This is a genomic window from Halobacillus alkaliphilus, from assembly GCF_900113125.1.
GTDB classification, from domain to species: Bacteria; Bacillota; Bacilli; order Bacillales; family Halobacillaceae; genus Halobacillus; species Halobacillus alkaliphilus.
The window spans coordinates 112,194-133,311 of the sequence record NZ_FOOG01000001.1; the positions used below are offsets into that span (position 1 = coordinate 112,194).

The 21,118-nt window shown below is 40.0% G+C and carries 18 protein-coding genes and 5 tRNA genes; 20 read left to right on the plus strand and 3 right to left on the minus strand.

What is annotated here, in order from left to right:
* Nucleotides 1-13: 13 nt before the first annotated feature.
* The 6 genes from dnaG (at nt 14) to BMZ06_RS00635 (ending at nt 6,014) form a co-directional block, all read left to right on the plus strand.
* The gene (dnaG, locus tag BMZ06_RS00610; RefSeq protein ID WP_089749430.1) at nt 14-1,828 is read left to right on the plus strand and encodes a DNA primase; all 1,815 of its coding nucleotides are present in this window, start codon (nt 14-16) and stop codon (nt 1,826-1,828) included.
* A 38-nt stretch (nt 1,829-1,866) separates the two neighbouring features.
* Nucleotides 1,867-3,009 (plus strand): RNA polymerase sigma factor RpoD, encoded by a 1,143-nt coding sequence (gene rpoD / locus BMZ06_RS00615; protein WP_089749116.1) that lies wholly within the window; start codon nt 1,867-1,869, stop codon nt 3,007-3,009.
* A 92-nt stretch (nt 3,010-3,101) separates the two neighbouring features.
* On the plus strand, nt 3,102-3,644 hold the full coding sequence (locus BMZ06_RS00620; RefSeq protein ID WP_089749118.1) for a hypothetical protein: 543 nt from the start codon (nt 3,102-3,104) through the stop codon (nt 3,642-3,644).
* A gap of 108 nt (nt 3,645-3,752) precedes the next feature.
* A complete protein-coding gene (gene cccA, locus BMZ06_RS00625; protein ID WP_089749120.1) occupies nt 3,753-4,124 on the plus strand; it encodes a cytochrome c550 in 372 nt (123 codons plus the stop codon).
* 70 nt (nt 4,125-4,194) lie between these two features.
* Nucleotides 4,195-4,899: a tRNA (adenine(22)-N(1))-methyltransferase gene (locus BMZ06_RS00630; protein WP_089749122.1), complete on the plus strand. Its 705-nt coding sequence runs from the start codon at nt 4,195-4,197 to the stop codon at nt 4,897-4,899.
* Entirely contained in the window at nt 4,899-6,014 is a 1,116-nt protein-coding gene (locus BMZ06_RS00635; protein WP_089749123.1) for a Nif3-like dinuclear metal center hexameric protein, read from the plus strand. The genes BMZ06_RS00630 and BMZ06_RS00635 overlap by 1 nt, the downstream gene beginning before the upstream one ends.
* Before the next feature lie 300 nt (nt 6,015-6,314).
* On the opposite strand, the gene BMZ06_RS00640 is transcribed toward BMZ06_RS00635, so the two are convergent.
* The gene (locus BMZ06_RS00640; RefSeq protein ID WP_089749126.1) at nt 6,315-7,277 is read right to left on the minus strand and encodes a 4-hydroxy-3-methylbut-2-enyl diphosphate reductase; all 963 of its coding nucleotides are present in this window, start codon (nt 7,275-7,277) and stop codon (nt 6,315-6,317) included.
* A gap of 184 nt (nt 7,278-7,461) precedes the next feature.
* Between BMZ06_RS00640 and BMZ06_RS00645 the strand changes: the two genes are divergently transcribed.
* Complete coding sequence (locus BMZ06_RS00645) at nt 7,462-8,781, plus strand: DEAD/DEAH box helicase (protein WP_089749128.1); 1,320 nt, start codon at nt 7,462-7,464, stop codon at nt 8,779-8,781.
* A 22-nt stretch (nt 8,782-8,803) separates the two neighbouring features.
* The gene (locus BMZ06_RS00650) at nt 8,804-9,694 is read left to right on the plus strand and encodes a deoxyribonuclease IV (protein WP_281244424.1); all 891 of its coding nucleotides are present in this window, start codon (nt 8,804-8,806) and stop codon (nt 9,692-9,694) included.
* A gap of 156 nt (nt 9,695-9,850) precedes the next feature.
* Here BMZ06_RS00650 and BMZ06_RS00655 read toward each other — a convergent pair whose 3' ends face one another.
* The gene (locus tag BMZ06_RS00655) at nt 9,851-10,135 is read right to left on the minus strand and encodes a DUF2624 domain-containing protein (protein ID WP_089749129.1); all 285 of its coding nucleotides are present in this window, start codon (nt 10,133-10,135) and stop codon (nt 9,851-9,853) included.
* A gap of 164 nt (nt 10,136-10,299) precedes the next feature.
* Here BMZ06_RS00655 and BMZ06_RS00660 point away from each other — a divergent pair, with 164 nt between their 5' ends.
* Nucleotides 10,300-10,743 (plus strand): hypothetical protein, encoded by a 444-nt coding sequence (locus BMZ06_RS00660; RefSeq protein ID WP_089749132.1) that lies wholly within the window; start codon nt 10,300-10,302, stop codon nt 10,741-10,743.
* A 38-nt stretch (nt 10,744-10,781) separates the two neighbouring features.
* On the opposite strand, the gene ispG is transcribed toward BMZ06_RS00660, so the two are convergent.
* Entirely contained in the window at nt 10,782-11,891 is a 1,110-nt protein-coding gene (gene ispG, locus BMZ06_RS00665; RefSeq protein WP_175477757.1) for a flavodoxin-dependent (E)-4-hydroxy-3-methylbut-2-enyl-diphosphate synthase, read from the minus strand.
* A gap of 285 nt (nt 11,892-12,176) precedes the next feature.
* Between ispG and BMZ06_RS00670 the strand changes: the two genes are divergently transcribed.
* The 11 genes from BMZ06_RS00670 (at nt 12,177) to BMZ06_RS00720 (ending at nt 21,108) form a co-directional block, all read left to right on the plus strand.
* Entirely contained in the window at nt 12,177-12,797 is a 621-nt protein-coding gene (locus tag BMZ06_RS00670) for an NfeD family protein (RefSeq protein ID WP_089749135.1), read from the plus strand.
* Between the two features lie 411 nt (nt 12,798-13,208).
* Nucleotides 13,209-14,846, plus strand: a complete 1,638-nt coding sequence (locus tag BMZ06_RS00675; protein WP_089749137.1) for a Na/Pi cotransporter family protein — start codon at nt 13,209-13,211, stop codon at nt 14,844-14,846.
* A gap of 189 nt (nt 14,847-15,035) precedes the next feature.
* Nucleotides 15,036-15,112, plus strand: a tRNA-Met gene (locus tag BMZ06_RS00680).
* Nucleotides 15,113-15,141: 29 nt separating this feature from the next.
* A tRNA-His gene (locus tag BMZ06_RS00685) sits at nt 15,142-15,217 on the plus strand.
* Nucleotides 15,218-15,220: 3 nt separating this feature from the next.
* Nucleotides 15,221-15,297, plus strand: a tRNA-Ile gene (locus BMZ06_RS00690).
* Nucleotides 15,298-15,309: 12 nt separating this feature from the next.
* A tRNA-Ser gene (locus tag BMZ06_RS00695) sits at nt 15,310-15,402 on the plus strand.
* 40 nt (nt 15,403-15,442) lie between these two features.
* Nucleotides 15,443-15,515, plus strand: a tRNA-Phe gene (locus BMZ06_RS00700).
* Nucleotides 15,516-15,731: 216 nt separating this feature from the next.
* On the plus strand, nt 15,732-16,346 hold the full coding sequence (locus BMZ06_RS00705) for a superoxide dismutase (RefSeq protein ID WP_089749139.1): 615 nt from the start codon (nt 15,732-15,734) through the stop codon (nt 16,344-16,346).
* Nucleotides 16,347-16,451: 105 nt separating this feature from the next.
* Nucleotides 16,452-17,687 carry an MFS transporter gene (locus tag BMZ06_RS00710; protein ID WP_089749141.1) on the plus strand — a complete coding sequence of 412 codons (1,236 nt, stop codon included), beginning with the start codon at nt 16,452-16,454 and terminating at the stop codon, nt 17,685-17,687.
* A gap of 91 nt (nt 17,688-17,778) precedes the next feature.
* Complete coding sequence (locus tag BMZ06_RS00715) at nt 17,779-19,893, plus strand: peptidoglycan D,D-transpeptidase FtsI family protein (RefSeq protein WP_089749143.1); 2,115 nt, start codon at nt 17,779-17,781, stop codon at nt 19,891-19,893.
* 204 nt (nt 19,894-20,097) lie between these two features.
* Nucleotides 20,098-21,108, plus strand: coding sequence for a phosphate ABC transporter substrate-binding protein PstS family protein (locus tag BMZ06_RS00720; RefSeq protein WP_089749145.1), 1,011 nt, complete (start codon nt 20,098-20,100; stop codon nt 21,106-21,108).
* The last annotated feature ends 10 nt before the right edge of the window (nt 21,109-21,118 follow it).

Here is a 21,118-nt window from a genome sequence, read left to right on the forward strand (position 1 = left end):
TATGGTGATGCGTATGGCTGGGCATATTCCAGAAGAAAAAGTAGATGAAATCCGCCAATCCACAGATATCGTGGATATTATTGGTGATTATGTAGAATTAAAAAAACAGGGTAGAAATTATTTTGGTTTGTGTCCTTTTCATGGAGAAAGCACTCCTTCTTTTTCCGTTTCTGCTGATAAGCAAATATTCCATTGCTTTGGATGTGGAAAGGGAGGGAATGTATATACCTTCCTTATGGAAATGGAAGGCTTCAACTTCATACAGGCTATTAAACAACTGGCTGGCCAGGCACAAATAGATTTACCTGAGGAAGCTTCCCAAGAGGATTCTTCACAAATAAGTACTGAATCCCAAAGTATTTTAGAAGCCCATCAATGGCTTGCAAAGTTGTATCATCATATGCTTCTTAATTCTAAAGAAGGACAGGATGCTTATCAATATTTAATCAACCGGGGATTTAGTGAAGAAACGATTAAAAAATATCAAATTGGATACTCACCGAATTCCAAAGAGTTTGTGGTCACTTTCCTTGAGAAAAAAGGTTTCCATCCACAAACAATGGTGAAAGCAGGATTATTAAATGCTAATGATCAAGGAGAATATGCTGATCGTTTTAGAGGGAGATTAATTTTCCCGCTGCGCAACCACTTAGGGAAAACGGTGGCTTTTGCCGGTCGTTCACTGGGGCATCAAGAACCTAAGTATTTGAATAGTCCGGAGACGGAGCTCTTTCAGAAAAACAGGCTGCTTTACAACTTTGACCTGGCAAGAGCTGCAATTCGTAAACAGAAGTCCGTGATCTTATTTGAAGGATATGTTGATGTAATCTCTGCTGACCAGGCAGGCGTTCACAACGCAGTAGGAACGATGGGAACCTCGATTTCTAGTTCCCAGGCGAATCTTCTCAAACGTTATGTGGATCAGGTTATCATATGCTATGACGGAGATCAGCCGGGTGTAGAAGCTGCTGTGAAGGCTGGCCGACTGCTGAAAAACACTGGGTGTCAAACATTTGTAGCCAGAGTTCCAGATGGTTTAGACCCAGATGATTTTATCCAAAAGCATGGTGGAGACCGCTTTAAGAGAGAAGTTTTGGACACGAGTGACACGTTCATAGCTTTTATCATGAGTTATCTGCGAAGAGATTATAATCTCCAGTTGGAAGGAGATCGAATTGCTTATATCGAAAAGGTACTACAGGAGGTAGCTCTCCTCGACCGGGCAGTAGAGAGAGAGCATTATTTAAATGAACTGGCCTCAGAGTTTCAGATGTCTGTGGATACTCTTAAAGAAGAAGTTCACGACATCAGAGGTAAAAACACATTTAAACAGGATAACAGAGACCAAAACCGATATACTAACCGTAAAAGTCAGTATTCCATTCAGAATAAACTCCTGCCGGCTTTTCATAATGCGGAAAGAAAGCTGATCGCTTATATGTTAAGAGATCCTTTCATAGCTGAGAAAGTTCAAGAGGAACTAGGAGGAGCATTTAATATTTCAGACCATCAGGTTATAGTGACCTATCTGTATGCCTACTATGAAGATGGTAATCAGTCAGATGTGAGTCAGTTTGTGGAAAAACTTGATGACCCTGCTTTGAAAAATCTAGTAATTGAATTGGCTATGGCACCGGTTAGTGAAGAAGTGTCTGATCAGGAAATCCACGATTACATTTTTCGGATTAAAGCTGAACAAAGTGACCGTACGGATATTAAAACCTTAGAAGATGATTTAAAGCGGGCGGAGCAGCAAAATGAACCAATTAAAGCTGCTGAAATTGCTATGAAGATCATTGAGAGGAAAAAAGAATTAAAAAACACCTAGGTATAGTTGGTATAGATATGTTGGAAGGAGGGGGACTTATGGCGGATAATAAGCAACAGCAGCCATCACGTTCTAAAGAAAAGGAAAGTAATAATACAAATGAAATGACACTTGAACAAGCAAAAGATCAGGTGTTGGAAATAGGGAAAAAGCGAGGAGTACTTGCTTACGAGGAAGTGGCTGAAAAGCTATCAAGCTTTGAATTAGACTCTGATCAAATGGACGAATTTTATGAGCACTTGAACGAACAGGGTGTTGAAGTTATTGGTGATTCTGAGACTGACCCTAGTATGAAACAGTTAGATAAAGAAGAGGAGTTTGATCTTAACGACTTAAGCGTACCTCCAGGTGTTAAAATCAATGATCCAGTTCGAATGTATCTAAAAGAAATCGGACGTGTAAACCTCTTATCTGCTAAAGATGAAATTAGTCTTGCTCAAAGAATCGAAAATGGTGATGAAGAAGCTAAGAGAGATCTAGCTGAAGCTAACTTGCGTCTAGTTGTAAGTATCGCTAAAAGATATGTAGGCAGAGGCATGCTTTTTCTTGATTTAATTCAAGAAGGGAATATGGGTCTCATCAAAGCTGTAGAGAAATTTGATTACCGTAAAGGTTATAAATTCAGTACGTATGCTACTTGGTGGATCAGACAGGCCATTACGCGTGCAATTGCGGACCAGGCTCGTACCATTCGTATTCCTGTCCATATGGTGGAGACCATAAATAAACTTATTAGAGTACAGCGTCAGCTTTTACAGGACCTTGGACGCGAGCCTACTCCAGAGGAAATCGCTCAGGATATGGAACTTACGCCGGACAAAGTACGGGAAATTCTGAAGATTGCTCAGGAACCAGTGTCTCTTGAAACTCCTATCGGGGAAGAAGACGACTCCCATCTTGGTGATTTTATTGAAGATCAGGAAGCCACATCCCCTTCCGACCATGCGGCATATGAACTCTTGAAAGAGCAATTGGAAGACGTTCTAGATACACTTACAGACCGTGAAGAAAATGTATTACGTTTAAGATTCGGGTTAGACGATGGACGGACGCGTACACTTGAAGAAGTAGGAAAAGTGTTTGGTGTAACGCGGGAAAGAATCCGTCAAATTGAAGCAAAAGCGCTTCGCAAGTTGAGACATCCAAGTCGTAGTAAACGTCTGAAAGACTTTATGGAATAAAAAGATTTTATGACTCAGGTATCCATCGGCTGCATAGTGCTTAGATGGTTACCTGGGTTTTTTAATTCTCTAACTGGCGGGGGATACTGTGTATGAAAGAAAATCGTATAGAAACTATTGTTAATGAAATCCATTATTGGAAAGAACATCGACTACTTCCAGTAGAATATTGCGATTTTCTGTTAGCTCTTTACACGCAGGGGCAAAAAGACAGCAGCGACAGAGATGTAGAGTTCAATAACTCTAAAAGAAATTCACTCACGCTGATGTTTTCAACTTTAACCCTTATTTTGTTACCCCTTTCATTTCTTGTCATTTATTTTACTGAAATGAACCTCATATTGCAAACAGGGCTTTTGTCGACTTTTGTTCTCACTGCTTTTCTAGCTCTCCGGCAGGTAATAGGCGCCAACCCTGGACTTTATCATTTTCCGTTGATTACAGGTTTGCTTGTAGGCTTACTGCTTTTCTTAAATCTGGTTTCCAGCCTCTCAATCAACTCTCAATGGATATATGGAATGGCGAGCATTCATTGTCTCCTATGGATGGGGATCGGTGTACGGTGGAGAATTCATTATCTAATGATATCGAGTGTTATAGGGATTCTTTTCCTTTTTCTAGCTGCTGTTTTATAACTTTTCACAAGTTATCTCTTTAATAAGTGGAACTTTTCAAGTAAAATAAATATAGCCGAATAGATTTGCCCATACTAACTTTAGGAATACATAAGGAGGATGCAACTAATGAGAAGAAACCCTGTGATTCCATTTGCTATTATCGCTGTCTTAGGTATAGTAGCTATGATCATCGTTTCTGCTGCAGGGATTAACCAGCGCGAAGCGATTCAAAGTGAGAAAGAAAATGGTGGAGAGCAACAACAGGAAGAAGCAGCCAATGCCAATCCGGAAGAAATGTTCCAATCTAAATGTGCCAGTTGTCATGGTGGTAATCTAGAAGGTGGAGCAGGTCCTAACCTAACGGAAGTGGGAAGCCGTTATTCTGCTGAAGAAATTAAAGATATCATAGTGAATGGTAAAGGATCTCAAATGCCTGCTGGTTTATACACAGGCGAACAGGCCACAGCATTAGCGGAATGGTTAGCAGAAAAGAAATAGTTACTTATACTTGAAAAGCTTTCTGTGACAATCAGAAAGCTTTTCTTTATTATGAGAGGGAAGAGAGAATATGAATGTCAATCAATTATCCAAACGACTTACCAATATAGCCCAAAATTTACCCAGGGGCGCTTATTTTGCCGATATCGGCTCGGATCATGCTTATCTTCCCTGTTATGTTTGCTTGAACGATCCTTCCGCTCAGGCAATAGCGGGAGAAGTCAATCACGGGCCATACACCAGTGCATGGAAAGAAGTGAAAAATCATGGTTTGGAAGGTCGGATAGATGTTCGTCTGGGGAATGGTTTACAGGTTTTAAATGACAATGAAGTACGTCAGGTCGTTATCGCAGGAATGGGAGGTCCCTTAATAAGGGATATTTTAGAAAGTGGCAAGGAGAAGCTTTCCGAAACCGAGCGAATTATAGCTCAGCCTAATATAGATGCTCGCTCGATAAGGCAATGGTTTTTTCAAAACGGTTATGACTTAGTAGATGAATTAATTCTGGAAGAAAACGGCCACATATATGAAATTCTAGTAGGTGACAGAGGGGAGCCTGCTGCCTCTTATGACTCTTCACATTTGGAGAAACAATTGTGGCTTGGTCCCCATCTTCTGAAAAAATCCGAAAGGGTATTTCACACAAAGTGTAAATCGGAACTTGAGAAAAAAGAGTATGTTCTCTCTCAAGTTAAGCAGGCTACTGTTGTAAATGAAGATAAAATTATCCAGTTAAAACAAGAGATTAGTTGGTTAAGGGAGGTACTTGAATAATGGCGAATCGCACGCTCTCAGCAAGTGAAATTATCCAGTCGTTTGAAAAATGGTCTCCAAAGCACCTGGCTTTTGATTGGGATAACGTCGGACTTCAAGTCGGGACACTGAATAAACCAGTAAAGAAAGTGATGGTCACACTTGATGTGCTTGAGAATGTAGTAGATGAGGCAATTGGGAAGCAAGTTGATTTGATTATTGCTCATCACCCTTTGTTATTTGTAAAATTGCATCAAATCAATCTTGACACTCCGAAGGGTAGAGTCATTCAAAAACTTATCAAACACGACATTACGGTTTACTCTGCGCATACTAATCTTGATGTAGCAGCAGGCGGGGTAAATGATGTAATGGCAGAAGCCATTGGTCTTGAGGATACTTCTCCTTTAGTTAAAACTGGTCAGGATGAACTGGTAAAACTGACAGTGTTTGTACCGGAAGACCATGCGGAGGAATTAAGAAATTCTATCAGTGAGGCTGGAGCTGGTCATATAGGACAGTACAGTCATTGTACGTATCAATTATCCGGTCAGGGTACCTTTAAGCCTCAAGAAGGAACAACTCCCTACATCGGAAAGGTGGACGACCTTGAGATTGTGGAGGAGAAACGAATAGAAACCATTGTACCTAAATCAAAATTAAATGGTGTGCTGACTGCTATGGAGAAAGCTCACCCTTATGAGGAAGTCGCTTATGATCTTTATCCTCTTTTAAACAAAGGAGAAGATATAGGTGTGGGACGTATTGGCCGCTTGAAAGAACCGATGGAGTTGAAGAAGCTGTGTGAAAAAGTAAAAGAAAAATACAATGTTCCTGCTGTACGGATGACGGGTGAAGGTTCAAAAATGATCAAAAAAGCCGCCCTTCTTGGCGGCAGTGGAGAAAAGTATATCCATGCAGCAAAAGCGAACGGAGCAGATGTTTATATTACTGGAGATATGACTTTTCATGCAGCTCAGGACGCCATGGAAATGGGACTTTCATTGATCGATCCGGGCCATCATGTAGAAAAGGTAGTCTGTGCTGAGATCAAGAAATACTTAGAAGAAAAATGGCAGCAGCGTCTATCTGTTATACTTTCTGAATCCAATACCGAACCTTTTACTTTTGTATAGGCTGGTTGTGGATGCATTCTATGAATAGTTAAAGAAAGCGGCTCAATGTTGATTTATAAAAAAGCATCCGATACTGGGTCCGTTAATGCTATGCGGACCAGGGGTGGTTGTGAACTGCGTGGGGACTGGCAAGCCTCCTCAGTCGTTATCATTCCCAGTCGGGTACAGTATTTCGAAACTGAAGTTTTCCAGTAGGCCCGGTTGTTGAATAAACTTCATATGAACAAGCAACCATAAAGTTGAACAAAGCCAAATAAAAAATGTGCGGACATTCTATGTCCGCACAGCTTGTTAGATCGTTTATTCTTTTACTTGGCTTTTCTTTTTAGTTTTCACACGCGGAAGAATCTTTTTCTGTTCTACTTTGGATTCGCGAATCCAGGTGTCCACGTCATTTAAGTCATATTGTTCAATGAATTTTATAACTTCTTTAGTTATTGGGGTTGGGGTGGAAGCGCCTGCTGTAACGGCTACCTTGTGAACGCCTTCCAGCCAGTCCAGGTCGATTTCGGTCACATCACTAATGCGATATGCCTGAGTACCTGCTTTTTCCATGGAGACTTGGGCTAAGCGGTTTGAGTTATTACTTTTAGGATCTCCAACAACTAAAGTAAGATCAGCTTCTCTAGCCTGTTCAGAAACAGCCTCCTGGCGAACCTGAGTAGCCATACAAATTTCCTGATGTTTTTCCAGCTGAGGATACTTTTCTTTCGCTTTTTCCATCACATCATAAACATCCCACTGACTCATGGTTGTCTGGTTAGTAACCATTAATTTATCGTGGTCGATGTTAAGGTTGTCTACATCTTCTTCCGTTTGGACAAGATGGACTTTACCTGGAGCTACTCCCATGGCCCCTTCAGGTTCAGGGTGGCCTTTTTTACCGACATAAATAATTTCATAGCCTTCAGCTACCTTGTCTCGGATTAAATTATGCGTGTTTGTGACATCGGGACAAGTTGCATCAAGAGCGGTAAGACCTTTCTCTTTAGCACGTTCTTTAACTTCGGGTGATACTCCATGAGCTGTAAAAATAACTGTACCCTCGTTAATTCCGTCCAGAAGATCCATTCGGTTTTTACCGTCAACGGTAATAATACCTTCGTCTTCAAATGCTTGGGTAACATGTGAGTTGTGTACAATCATTCCTAAGATATATATAGGGCGGGGCAGGTTCGGGTCTTTTGCTGCATTCTGTGCAATGACCATGGCATCAACCACACCGTAACAATAACCGCGAGGGGCGATTTTAATGACTTCCATTATTTAAAGTCCTCCTCTTTATCCAATCCAATTGAATACTTTTACTTTACCATCCTTTATTATAAAGGCTAAGTGGAAAGAAGACAAAGAATCTTGTCGCAGGTTGTCCTGTTATCGTGCATTTCTTCCCTGGCTCTATTATAATGGGATGAGAACATTTTACACTAAAGGAGTACAAAACATAATGAGTACACATAAATTTGAAGAATTTGCTATTACCCCTGTGATCAGTCAGATTATTGGGGAACTTGGTTTTCACGAACCTACACCCATACAGCGCGAAGTCATGCCTGCTGCTTTACGCGGTGAGAGCCTGATTGGACAATCACACACTGGCTCTGGAAAAACGCACGCTTATCTATTATCACTACTCAACAAAATTGATGAGAATTCCTCCAACGTTCAATTTGTTATTACTGCTCCCACAAGGGAACTGGCTATTCAAATCCATGAAGAAGTAAAGAAAGCTATTCAATTCGGTGGAAAAGAGAAGGTCTGGCGCTCTAAGCTGCTCATTGGAGGAACGGACAAGCAAAAGATGGTGGATAAACTATCTTCTCTTCCTCCTCATATTATTGTGGGAACGCCGGGAAGAATTCTGGATATGGTGAAAGAAGAAGCTATAGATTTGCATCAAGCTAAAGGGTTTGTGCTGGATGAGGCTGACTTGATGCTTGATTTAGGTTTTATTGAAGACGTAGATCAGATTTTGATTCGTATGGACCCTGATGTTCAAATGTTAGTCTTCTCGGCAACAATCCCTGAGCGCTTGCAGCCGTTCCTCAAAAAATATCTAACTAACCCCTCCCTTATTCAGATCGAAGATGAAAAACCATCGCCTGAGTCTATGGAGCATCGCTTAGTTCCTTTACGTCACAAGAATCCGGCCGATATCATTATGGATATATCCAAAGCTATTCAGCCTTATCTTGCTATTATCTTTACAAATGGCAAAGACCATGCCGATGAATTAGCGGATGCTTTGCTCAGCCGCGGCCTGGAAGTGGGGATTCTTCATGGAGGGTTATCACCAAGAGAGCGGAAAAGGATGCTTAAGGAACTTCAAAATTTACGATACCAATATATCGTAGCGACTGATTTAGCTTCTCGTGGAATCGATATTCAGGGAGTCAGTCATGTCATCAATGCTCAGATGCCTAAAGAAGAAGAATTTTATATTCACCGTGTAGGTAGAACTGCGCGGGCCGGCTTGAAGGGAACTGCCATTAATCTATATAAGGAAGGAGACCTTCCCTTAATCCAGAAGCTTGAAAGTAGAGGCCTCACTTTTAATTTCTATGAGGTGAAGAATGGAGAATGGAAAGAGGTTAATTCCTATAATGAACGTCAGACAAGAGAGAGAAAAGAAACTGATCTTGAAAAGAAAGCAAGGCAAATGGTTCGCAAACCGAAAAAAGTGAAACCAGGATACAAGAAGAAAATGAAGAAAAAGGCTGATAAAAATTTGAAAGGCCTTAAAAGAAATCAATATCGCAAAAAATAGGTGTTAGGAAAGGGGTTTTAATTTGAAACTGGGGTCGCATGTTTCAATGAAAGGGAAAAAAATGCTTCTCGGAGCAAGTGAAGAGGCTGCATCTTATGGTTCAGGTACATTTATGATTTATACGGGAGCGCCTCAAAACACAAGGAGACGTCCTATAGAAGAATTAAATATTGAAGCTGGACAGGAGCATATGAAATCGCATAATATCTCAGATATTGTTGTGCATGCTCCGTATATCATTAATATCGGTAATACTACTAAGCCTGAAACTTTTCAATTAGGTGTAGATTTCCTTCGAAATGAAATCGAACGTACAGAGGCTATAGGAGCAAAGCAGATTGTACTGCACCCTGGCTCTCACGTAGGACAGGGACTGGAGAAAGGACTTCCTAAGATTATTGAGGGTTTGAATGAAGTGCTTCATAAAAATCAAGATGCCCAAATAGCGCTCGAGACGATGGCTGGTAAAGGATCTGAAATCGGTCGGAATTTTGACGAGATAGCCAAAATTATAGATGGTGTCACATTAAATGAGAAGTTATCCGTTTGTATGGATACATGTCACATACATGACGCTGGTTATAACGTTGTCGAAGACTTCGATGGAGTACTAAATGAGTTCGATAAAGTTGTAGGTCTGGACCGATTAAAAGTCGTGCATGTGAATGATAGTAAAAATGTAAAGGGTGCTCAAAAAGACCGCCATGAAAACATTGGTTTTGGACATATTGGTTTTAAAGCTTTACACCAGGTAGTCCATCATCCTTCCTTAAAGGATTTGCCTAAGATCCTTGAAACACCTTATGTAGGGGAAGATAAAAAAAATAAAAAACCTCCATATGGATTTGAAATTGAAATGTTTAAAGAAGGAAAATTTGATGAAGAATTAAAGCAGAAAATAATGGAGCAATAAAAAAAGGTGCACATGCACCTTTTTTATTTTAGATATAATTTTATACGGCCATCTATTCTGCAGCGGTAAACCACATGACTACTATTTAAACAAAGAAATAATCATGCGGGTAATTAGGGGGGCAGGATTTAATTCTATAATTAAGTTATCTGGCCATTACTTTAACCAATGAGCGACACCGTGCTCTTTAGCCAGTTCCATTAGAAGGTGATTCACAGAACGGGCTGTGTCTTTGGAAGTAATGGCAGCAAGTTTATTTAACATTCGTTTGCGTCCATTGGGGTCGAAAGGGTTTTCTTTATTTTTTCTAAGAGCTTTAACGATTAATTCAGCTTCTGATTTTGAGATAGGAATTTTATATTGCTTACCGTAAGCCATTAAATCATGAACCGTCAGCTGTTTTAACTTTTGCATAACAAATTGTTGAGCTACTTGTTTCATTATTTATACTCCCTTTCGCACCAATGATTTAATACACTATATGAATTAGAAGGGGAGAACGTGTTAAGTAAGGATAATGGATATGTCAGAAAATCCCTCGTTAACAAAAGCGATTATGGAACATACTAAACGTGATTCTCCAAACAGAAAGTGAGGGTATCCGTATGTATGATCCGAAAAATCCTGTTGAGAATCAGGAAACAGAGAAAGCTCCAGAGCATGGTGATGAACTGGAGCAAGTGCATGAGAATGACCATCCACCAGTCAATGATCATGGACGTGGTCCTTATCAGCCAGTTTATGGGGAAAGTTATGAAGAAGAATTTGCACAGGAAGCGGCAGTGGCACCTATAGATGAACCTTTTCAGACTGAAGAAAAAGGAACAACCATGGAAAGTGATGTAAAAGTAGGTATGGGGTGGCTGGGGCTGAGTGCAGCGATTCTTTCCTTTTTCTTTGCTCCTCTCATATTAGGTGCCGCTGGCATCATATTAGGAATTGTAGGCAAACGGCGTGGAGCTGATACGCTTGGAAACATGGCGATTATTATTAGTATTGTATCCATTGCGTTTTCCATATTCTTTGCTCCGATCTATAATCTGATCTAATTTTATAAAAAAAGGTGGACCGGTATGGTCCACCTTTTTTAGGCTTTTTGCTCTAATTTTTCTTTTTCGATACGCTGCTTCTCATAATGTTCTTCTGCGAGTTTATCGACTTCTTTTTTGAGTTCTTCCACCATAATATCTTCCGGAACTTTTCGGATGATTTCTCCATGACGGAATAGAAGACCTTCTCCACGTGCACCTGCGATACCTATATCTGCTTCTCTTGCTTCGCCAGGGCCATTCACAGCACAGCCTAATACCGCAACTTTAATAGGGGCTTGAATGGTTTGTATATATTCTTCAACTTCGTTTGCAATAGAGATTAAATCGATTTCGATACGTCCACAAGTTGGACAGGAAATTAAAGTAGCGGCATTTGCAGCAAGCCCGAATGATTTTAGCAGCTCTTTAGCAGCTTTTACCTCTTCAACCGGGTCAGCACTTAGACTTATGCGTAGCGTGTTTCCTATTCCTTTGCTCAAAATAGCGCCTAGACCTGCTGCGCTCTTTATGGTACCTGCATATAGAGTGCCTGATTCAGTAATCCCTAAGTGAATAGGGTACGAAAATGCTTGCGCAGCTTTTTCATAAGCTTCAATGGCTAAGTGTACATCTGAAGCTTTTAATGAAACGATGATGTCATGAAAATCTAGATCCTCTAGAATTTTAATGTGATGCAGGGCACTTTCAACCATACCGTCTGCAGTTGGGTATCCATACTTTTCAAGGATGTGTCTTTCTAAAGAACCAGCATTAACGCCAATGCGAATAGGGATTCCTTTCTCTTTAGCAGCATTTACCACCGCTTCAACTTTTTCTCGTTTACCAATGTTTCCAGGGTTAATACGGATTTTATCTGCACCGCCCTCAATTGCTTTCAGGGCTTTTCTATAATCAAAGTGAATATCGACAACCAGCGGTATGTTAATACGCTTTTTAATTTCAGGGATTGCGTCTGCTGCACGGTCATCAGGACATGCAACACGGACGACTTGGCAGCCCGCTTCTTCTAAACGTTTAATTTCGGCTACTGTAGCTTCAACATCGTGCGTTTTAGTAGTAGTCATCGATTGAATAACGACTTTATCAGCTCCGCCGATGGTCACGTCACCTACTTTTACAGGGCGTGTATCTTTTCTGTGGGTAATTGCCATTTTCAAATCGCTCCTTTATATACTTACAAAAAAGGTGTGCTTCTTAACGTTCCAACCTTTATTATAAGGGCTTTTAACTTAAATGAGAAGTCAAGTCACTTAAATACAGCCACTCCACATGTAAAACTATTGTAAATGCTTCTATTTTACATATCCAAGTTTAACAAATTATATTATGGAGGAAGCAAATAGTAAACTCAAGTAATATTTAATGAAACGAAAGTAGAGACTTAATCGTACATATAGTATTCAGAAGATATACGGGAGGATGTGTTCATCGTGTTTGCATTTGATTGGATTGCTTTGTTTATTACATTTTTAGGCACCATGTTTTTAATCGGTGAACTGCTGGTTAATATGAAAGGAATCTTTGCGATTATTGGTTTTGGGTTTATCACCGTTTATTTTTCAAGTTACTTAGCAACAGATATGTTTATCGTTATGATGCTTGTCTACTTTCTCGGCATCATTCTTATGGTTATTGATGGGAAGCTCATAAACGATGGCACACTTGCTACCATCGGAGCGGCTGTTATGGTTATAGCCGTAGGATTTAGTGCCCCGAACTGGGTAGCAGGCTTGTATAGTGTTATAGGAGTCATTCTCGGCGGTGCAGCTTCCTTGTTATTCCTGAAAGTATTTAAACATAGAAAGATGTGGACAAAAATTACGCTCAGGGATCAATTATCATCAGAAATGGGATACAATTCCATGAAAGAAAGTTATCAATTTCTTGTAAATAAAAAAGGTAAGGCTCTGACTGACATGAGACCGGTAGGGACAATAAAGATCGAAGAAGAAGACTACAGTGCTGTTTCAAATGGCCAATGGATTTCAAAAGATGATGAAATCAAAGTGGTTTCCGTAGATGGAACTAGAATATTAGTGAAAAAGTTGTGAATAGATGAATATAAACCAAAAATAAGAGCTCGTTAACACTCTCTATCCCCTTAGGGGATAGAGAGTTTATTATTTGGAGAACTCATCAGCGTGTTATATAGACGTGCCTGAAGTATATAATTATCCAGAAACTGTCCCTGAACCAGTCTCATGAAAATAGAATCTTTGAAGGAAGACATCCAAATAGAGGAGTTTAAATAAAACTTTCTACATCAGGGATTTTTTACTATGCGTACTTAGTTAGAAGCCGCTTCTAACAAATGATTATTACCCCTATATAATCTTAATGTAAATTTAATGTTAAGATTCTCGGATATCCTTTACAAATAAAATATCTTTCGTTAATAATGAGAAAGGTGTTTTAAAAAGAGATTAAATGTAGAAACTTGGATGAAGAAAGGGTGGGGACTAATGGAGATAGACGTTCAAAAGATGATTTTTGAATTTATTGGCGGTCTTGGTATCTTCCTGTTTGGGATAAAATACATGGGGGACGGACTGCAGAAGGTAGCCGGCGATCGATTACGTGAGATGCTGGATCGCTTTACAAGCAACCCTCTTATGGGTGTAATTGCAGGTGCAGTAGTAACCATCTTGGTTCAAAGCAGTTCAACGACTACGGTTTTAACGGTAGGACTAGTCAACGCTGGATTTATGACGTTCCGGCAAGCTATTGGAGTTATTATGGGGGCTAATATCGGGACTACCTTTACCGCATTCATTATAGGTATTGACGTAAAAGCATATGGTCTTCCAATATTAGCGGCCGGTTCTTTAATGATCTTCTTCTTTAAAAATAAAAAAGTAACCAACATTGGACAAACAGTCTTTGGGTTGGGAGCCCTGTTTTTCGGGCTGGAAACTATGAGTGGCGGTATGAAACCACTTAGATCCTTAGAAGCGTTTAGAGAGCTTACATTAAGTATGAGTGAAAATCCAGTATTAGGAGTAGTAATTGGAACAATGTTCACAGTTATTGTCCAAAGTTCAAGTGCTACCATAGGAATACTGCAAGGATTGTTTGGGGAAGGACTGGTAGATATCCAGGCAGCTCTCCCTGTCCTTTTTGGTGATAATATTGGAACAACCATTACCGCTGTTATAGCGGCTATCGGCGCAAGTGTCGGTGCTAAAAGAGCGGCATTTGTCCACGTTATCTTTAACGTTCTAGGGGCCACTGTGTTTCTCCTGTTGCTCAAACCATTTACAGCCTATGTAGAATGGTTACAAGGATATTTAAACTTAGGGCCGGAAATGACCATTGCCTTTGCGCATGGATCTTTTAACATTGCGAATACAATAGTACAATTTCCTTTCGTAGCTGTACTAGCCTGGATAGTTATTAAATTAGTTCCTGGTGAAGATTCCCTAATTGAGTTTAAGCCGCAGCATCTAGACCCGATTTTTATTGAGCAATCTCCTTCACTTGCTCTTGACCAGGCAAAAGAAGAGGTAGTTCGAATGGGGCAGTATGCTTATAAGGGACTAGAAGAGACAAGTTTATATTTAAATAATAAACAGCAAAAGCATTCGGAAATTGCGATGCAGATTGAGGACGCTTTAAATAATCTGGATCGAAAGATCACCGATTATTTAATTGACTTATCTCAAGCTTCCTTAACAGATGAAGAAAGTCTCAAGCATTCAGCTTTAATGGATTCGGTTAGAGACCTTGAACGGATTGGCGATCACTTTGAAAACATCATTGAACTTATCGATTATAAAAATTCTAATAAAGTTTACTTGACCCCTCAAGCTATTGATGACTTAAATACAATGTTTGATCTTACTCTAGTGACTGTAAAACAAGCAACAAAAGCACTTGAAACTATGAATAGAGAAGAAGCTTTAGCTGTAGTTCAAAAGGAAAATGAACTTGATCGAATGGAACGCAGTTACCGCAAAAAACACATCATTCGTTTAAATGAAGGTGTATGCACGGGACAAGCAGGTATCGTATTCGTTGATATGGTCAGCAATTTAGAGCGTATTGGTGACCACGCTGTAAACATTGCAGAAGAAGTCCTTGGAGAAAAAGAAAGTTTGTAATTTATTTTAAAGGCAGCTGAGTGCAGGTTTCAGCTGCCTTTTATAAAAAAGTCTTGAAAGCTTAAAGAGACCGTGCTATATTATTCCTGTCGCTAATTTAAGAACGAAAAAAGTTATTGACAAATATTTAAATAGATGATAAATTATTAAATGTCGCTTCAAACAAGATTCACCTCTTAATACATTCATGGCGGTGTAGCTCAGCTGGCTAGAGCGTACGGTTCATACCCGTGAGGTCGTGGGTTCGATTCCCTCCACCGCCACCATTTCATTACATAATTAAACTTTCATTACGGCGGTTGTGGCGAAGTGGTTAACGCACCGGATTGTGGTTCCGGCATTCGTGGGTTCGATTCCCATCAGCCGCCCCAAGTGGACCCTTAGCTCAGCTGGTTAGAGCTATCGGCTCATAACCGATCGGTCGCAGGTTCGAGTCCTGCAGGGTCCACCATTAATATCATACGGAGGAGTACCCAAGTTTGGCTGAAGGGAGCGGTCTTGAAAACCGCCAGGAGCTTTACGGCTCGCGGGGGTTCGAATCCCTCCTCCTCCGCCATGATACATATCAGCAAGTTCTTAAATTTATAGTTTATCATGGCTCGGTAGCTCAGTCGGTAGAGCAACGGACTGAAAATCCGTGTGTCGGCGGTTCGATTCCGTCCCGAGCCACTTTTAACAGTAATGAAAAAACAAGCCACATCGGCTTGTTTTTTTATGTTTTAATTTATTCAATACGGGAAACCTTAATAGCGGAAGTCAAAAGTATTCCAAACGGAAAGCTGCATATTGTTTGCAAGTGCATTTCCGGTTTGATAATGTAAAAACAGAAGTTATGCAAAGAGCATACTTTTGGTTTTACATATTAATTAAAGGAGGAGTTATACTATGGCCAAATTTGAACTACCAGAACTACCTTATGCTTACGATGCACTAGAACCTACCATCGATAAGGAAACGATGAACATCCACCATACGAAGCACCATAACACTTACGTGACTAAGCTTAACAATGCATTGGAAGGTCATGCAGATCTTCAGGACAAATCACTGGAAGAATTGTTAGCTAACAATCTTGCAGCTGTACCAGAGGATATTCGTACGCCTGTACGCCGTAATGGAGGCGGACATGCAAACCACAGTCTTTTCTGGACGATTATGTCTCCGAATGGCGGCGGCGAACCAACAGGTGATTTAGCGACTGCGATCAATGATACCTTTGGAAGCTTAGACCAATTTAAAGAAAAATTCGAAACAACGGCTAAGGGTCGTTTCGGTTCAGGCTGGGCCTGGTTAGTCGTAAACAACGGCAGCCTTGAAGTAATCGATACGTTGAATCAAGATTCACCGATTATGGAAGGTAAGACTCCAATCCTGGGACTCGACGTTTGGGAACATGCTTACTACCTGAACTACCAAAACCGTCGCCCTGACTACGTTGCAGCATTTTGGAATGTAGTAAATTGGGATGAAGTAGCAAAACGCTACGACGCAGCTAAATAATAAGTTTTTTCTTGAAGAGACCTGGATTTCCATCCAGGTCTCTTCTTTTTGCATATCTCTTTTTGTTCTGCCAACACTAATGGAGAACACAAAGGAGACATGGATATGGTGAGTAGGCTGCGAGCGTGGTTGAGCCACGAAAACGTTTCAAAAGATTTATTATTGTTGCTTTTAATTGGAGGTTTATACTCCCTAGGGATTTTTTTATCCAGTACATTTGTGAATATTTATTTGTGGAAACAATCAAATAGTTATACGGACATTGCTCTATACAATTTGAGTATATATGTATTACAGCCCTTAACCTTTATATTTGCTGGGAAGTGTGCGAAACATATCGACAGAGTGATCGTTCTTCGTACAGGGGTAATCGTTCTTTCTTTATTTTTCTTAACAGTTCTTATTGTAGGAGAAAACGCAGCAAAGTTTAATATCATGCTCGGAGCATTACTTGGAGTAGGATATGGATTTTACTGGCTGGCCTACAATGTTTTAACTTTTGAGATAACCGAACCTGATACGCGAGATTTTTTTAATGGGTTTTTAGGAGTACTGCAATCTTTAGGCGGGATGACCGGGCCGCTGCTAGCAGGTTTTATTATATCTCGTCTGAACAATTTTACAGGATACACGGTTATTTTCGCTGTCTCGTTTGGGCTTTTTATTGTTGCGGTTCTCGTCAGCTTTGGATTATCTAGAAGAAAAGCAAAAGGGAATTTCTCTTTTCGGCGAATCATTAACGAAAGGAAAAATAATCTCAATTGGAAACGTATATTAAATGCACATGTATCCCAGGGGTTTCGAGAAGGGACTTTTTTATTTGCGGTATCCATATGGATCTTCTTAATGACACAAAACGAATTGTCCTTAGGTTTTTTTAATCTTGTTTATTCTGGATTCTCCTTCCTGTTTTATTTTCTAGTTACCCGTCTTGTTAAACCCAGACGCAGAAAAAAGGCTATTTTTATAGCGGGTCTTTCCCTTTACCTTAGCGTTTTAATTTTGCTGGTAAGTAAAAACATGGCTTTGTTATTGCTCTACGGGGCAATTGCAGGAATTTTCTTTCCATTATTGTACGTGCCCTATATATCTTTAACTTATGACGTCATAGGCAAGTCGTGGAACGCAGGAGAAATGAGAATTGAATACATTGTAGTCAGGGAGCTATTTTTAAACTTAGGACGAGTTCTCTCCATTGTTGTATTCCTTCTCGCAATTGTATTCATTACTCCAGAGACGGGAATTCCCTATATATTACTACTGGTAGGTGGAGGCCACTTTTTAATTTATTTCTTTATAAAAGATATAGACACAAAAGTAGTTCAGTCTTCTCACAATTGAAACTATCTTCCCACATCGAACGGCTATTATGTAGTAGTAGAATGATGCTATAATATAGGAAGAATTTTGTGGAAATTGGGGGAGAACATAGATGGCTGGCGATATGAAAAGAGGAAAGAAAAAAACCCATCTTCCTTTTCGTTTAAATATGGTTTTTTTTATTGTATTTCTATTATTTGGAGCAATCATCCTTCAGCTTGGGGTAGTTCAAATTCTTAATGGAGAAGAAGCCCAGGATGAAATTGATCGAACAGAAAACACAACTACAAATATACCCGTGCCCAGAGGAGAAATGTACGACCGCTATGGAAGGGTAGTAGTAAATAATGAGCCTCTATATTCGATAACTTATACTCCTCCTAAGGGAGTAAAACAACTAGATCGTCTTGAATTGGCAGAAAAGTTGGCACAGTATATCAACATGGAGTTTGAAGGCAAGCTTAGCACCCGTGACTTAAAAGAATATTTCTTCTTAAAGAATAGAGAAGAAGTGGTTGATCGTATAAAAGATAAAGATACAAAAGAGATGGATAATGGCGAGGTTTACCAGCTCCAAATCGATAGCATTAAGGAAAATGAAGTGACTTCTTATGACAATCAGACTAAGGAAGTTATCGCCATAAAAAAAGAATTGGACAAAGCATACGCTCTTTCCCCTCACATTATAAAAAATTCAAACATTTCTGATGAGGAATACTCTTCCGTGGCGGAGCACTTGGGGAATCTCCCTGGAATAAACGTTACGTCTGATTGGGAAAGAGAATATCCTTATGGTAATACGTTCAGAAATTATGTAGGGAATATAACTTCAAGAGAACAAGGGATACCACGGGATAACTTGGACTACTTTATGTCATTGGACTACAGTAGAAACGACCGGGTAGGAACCAGCGGTCTTGAACAGCAGTATGAACAGGTGTTAAAGGGAACTAAAGAAAAAGTTCAGTATGAAATTGATAAAAATAATGATGTAGTTAATTCGAAAGTGATACGTGAAGGGGAGAGAGGAAAAGATTTAGTTCTCACCCTCGACGTAGAACTTCAAGAAAAAGTTGACCAAATCTTGCGTGAAGAACTAGAGAGTGCTATTCAGCAGGCACCTAATGAGAATAAGCATCTCGAGAATTCAGTAGCCGTTGTCTCTAATCCCCAAACAGGTGAGATTCTAGCCATTTCTGGACAAAAGTATAATCGAAACTTGGAAGAAGGAGAAGAGCGCTTCTCGGACACCTCTCATCAGGCTGTCTATAACGCGTATATGTCCGGTTCTACGGTCAAAGGAGCAACGATTTTAACAGGTTTACACGAAGGAGCTATTGATCCTGGGCAGACGGTAAATGACCGTGCCATAAAAATCTCTTCGGACCGTGAGAAGTCCTCCTACACTCCAAATATAGGGGTGGTAGATGATATATCTGCGATTCAACAGTCATCTAACGTTTATATGTATTTTCTTGCCATGTACTTGGGCGAAGAGTTTGGTTATCAATATGGGAGTACCATCAATTTACAGGATGATACATTTGAAACCTTTCTGTACAACTTTAATCAATTTGGTTTAGGTGTAGAAACAGGTCTTGATTTTCCATATGAAGAAACTGGGTTTGAGGGGGAAAATCCGGGCGATGGTAACATTTTAGACTTTGCTATCGGTCAATACAGCACTTACACGGCCATGCAGTTAAATCAGTATGTTTCTACCATAGCTAATGGTGGAAGCAGGCTTAAAATGAAGCTGGTAAAGGAAATCCACGATCCTTCGACTTCTTCTGAAGGATTAGGACCGATCTATAAAGATTATTCACCCGAAATCATTAATCAGCTCGAAATGGATACTGACTATATTGAGCGTGTGCAAGAAGGGTTCAGGCAGGTATTCCAGACTAATGAAGGTACGGCAAGCAGCGTGTTTTCCGCCCCCTCTTATGCCAAATACAATATGGCGGGCAAAACAGGAACAGCACAAGCTTCTAAATCAAATTTGTTAAACAAAACGTTAATTGGGTATGCTCCGCACGATGATCCTGAAGTCGCTTTTTCAGTCGTTACTCCTTATTTAGGGAATGATACGCCTACAACTGGTATTAGTAACAAAATTGGTGCCCGAATAGGAAAAGCTTATTTTGATCTAAAGGAAAAAAGAGAAAAAGAAGGTGTTGGGGCATCTTCACCTCAAGAAAGCGATGTAGAAAATAAGGAAGAATGAATATTTACACATTAAAAGACTGCCGATACTGACTCGGCAGTCTTTTTTATTACCCAAAAATACTAAATACGATAAAAATCGACCAATTTACAAAACCTTTACGTTTGATTTATATGTCCTTAAAACTATTTCTTTAATATATAAAATGTGAGTTGGTTAGGCCGGCATCACATAATACATGTTTAGAAATAGGGGGAGAAAGAAGTGAAAAACTTGAAAAGTTTTGCATTATTGTTTGCATTCATCTTAGTTCTTGGAGTACTTGCTGCATGCGGCGGTTCTGGCGACGATGCCAGCGGTGACGAAGGAAATTCTGAAAGCTCAGGTAGTGAGGGAAGTTCTACTGAAGAATCAGGAGAAGAAGTTGCTGGTCCAATTGCAATCGATGGTTCTTCTACAGTCTACCCAATCATGGAAAACCTTACGTTCAGCTACCGTGAAGAGGCTCCAGAAGTTGAGACATCTCTAAACAGCTCAGGTTCCGGCGGTGGTTTCAAGAAATCTACAAAAGGTGAAATTGACCTAAGTAATGCTTCTCGTGAAATTAAAGAAGAAGAGAAGAAACAAGCTGAAGAAAATGGCGTACAGCTTGAGCCCCTAGAACTAGCTTACGATGGTCTTTCTGTAACAGTAAGTGCTAAAAACGATTTCGTTGAAAATCTAACCATCGAACAGCTTAGACAAATTTTCCTTGAATCTTCTGATGCTGAAATGTGGTCCGACATAAACCCGGACTGGCCTGAAGAGCAAATTGAAATTTTTGCTCCAGGACATGACTCAGGTACTTTCGATTACTTCAACGAAGTAGTTCTTGAAGAGAATCCAATGAAAGAAGGAGAAAATACTACACTTTCTGAAGATGACAACACTCTAGTACGTGGTATTGAAAATAATCCTAACGCTATTGGATTCTTCGGCTATGCCTACTACGCCGCGAATAAAGATTCTCTTAAAGTCCTAGGGATTTCTGAAGGGGATGCTGAGCCTGTAAAACCTACTGGTGAAACAATCCAGGATGGTTCTTATACACCACTATCTCGTCCACTCTTCACTTATGTGAATGTAGAGGCTTATAAGAACAAGCCACAAGTTCGTGATTTCGTTGAGTACACATTAAATAATGCAGGAAAAGCTGCTGAAGAAGTTGGATACGTTGCTCTTCCTGAAGAAAAATATCAAGAACAGCTTGACAAAGCAAAAAGCTGGGCTGAGTAATTGAATTTTA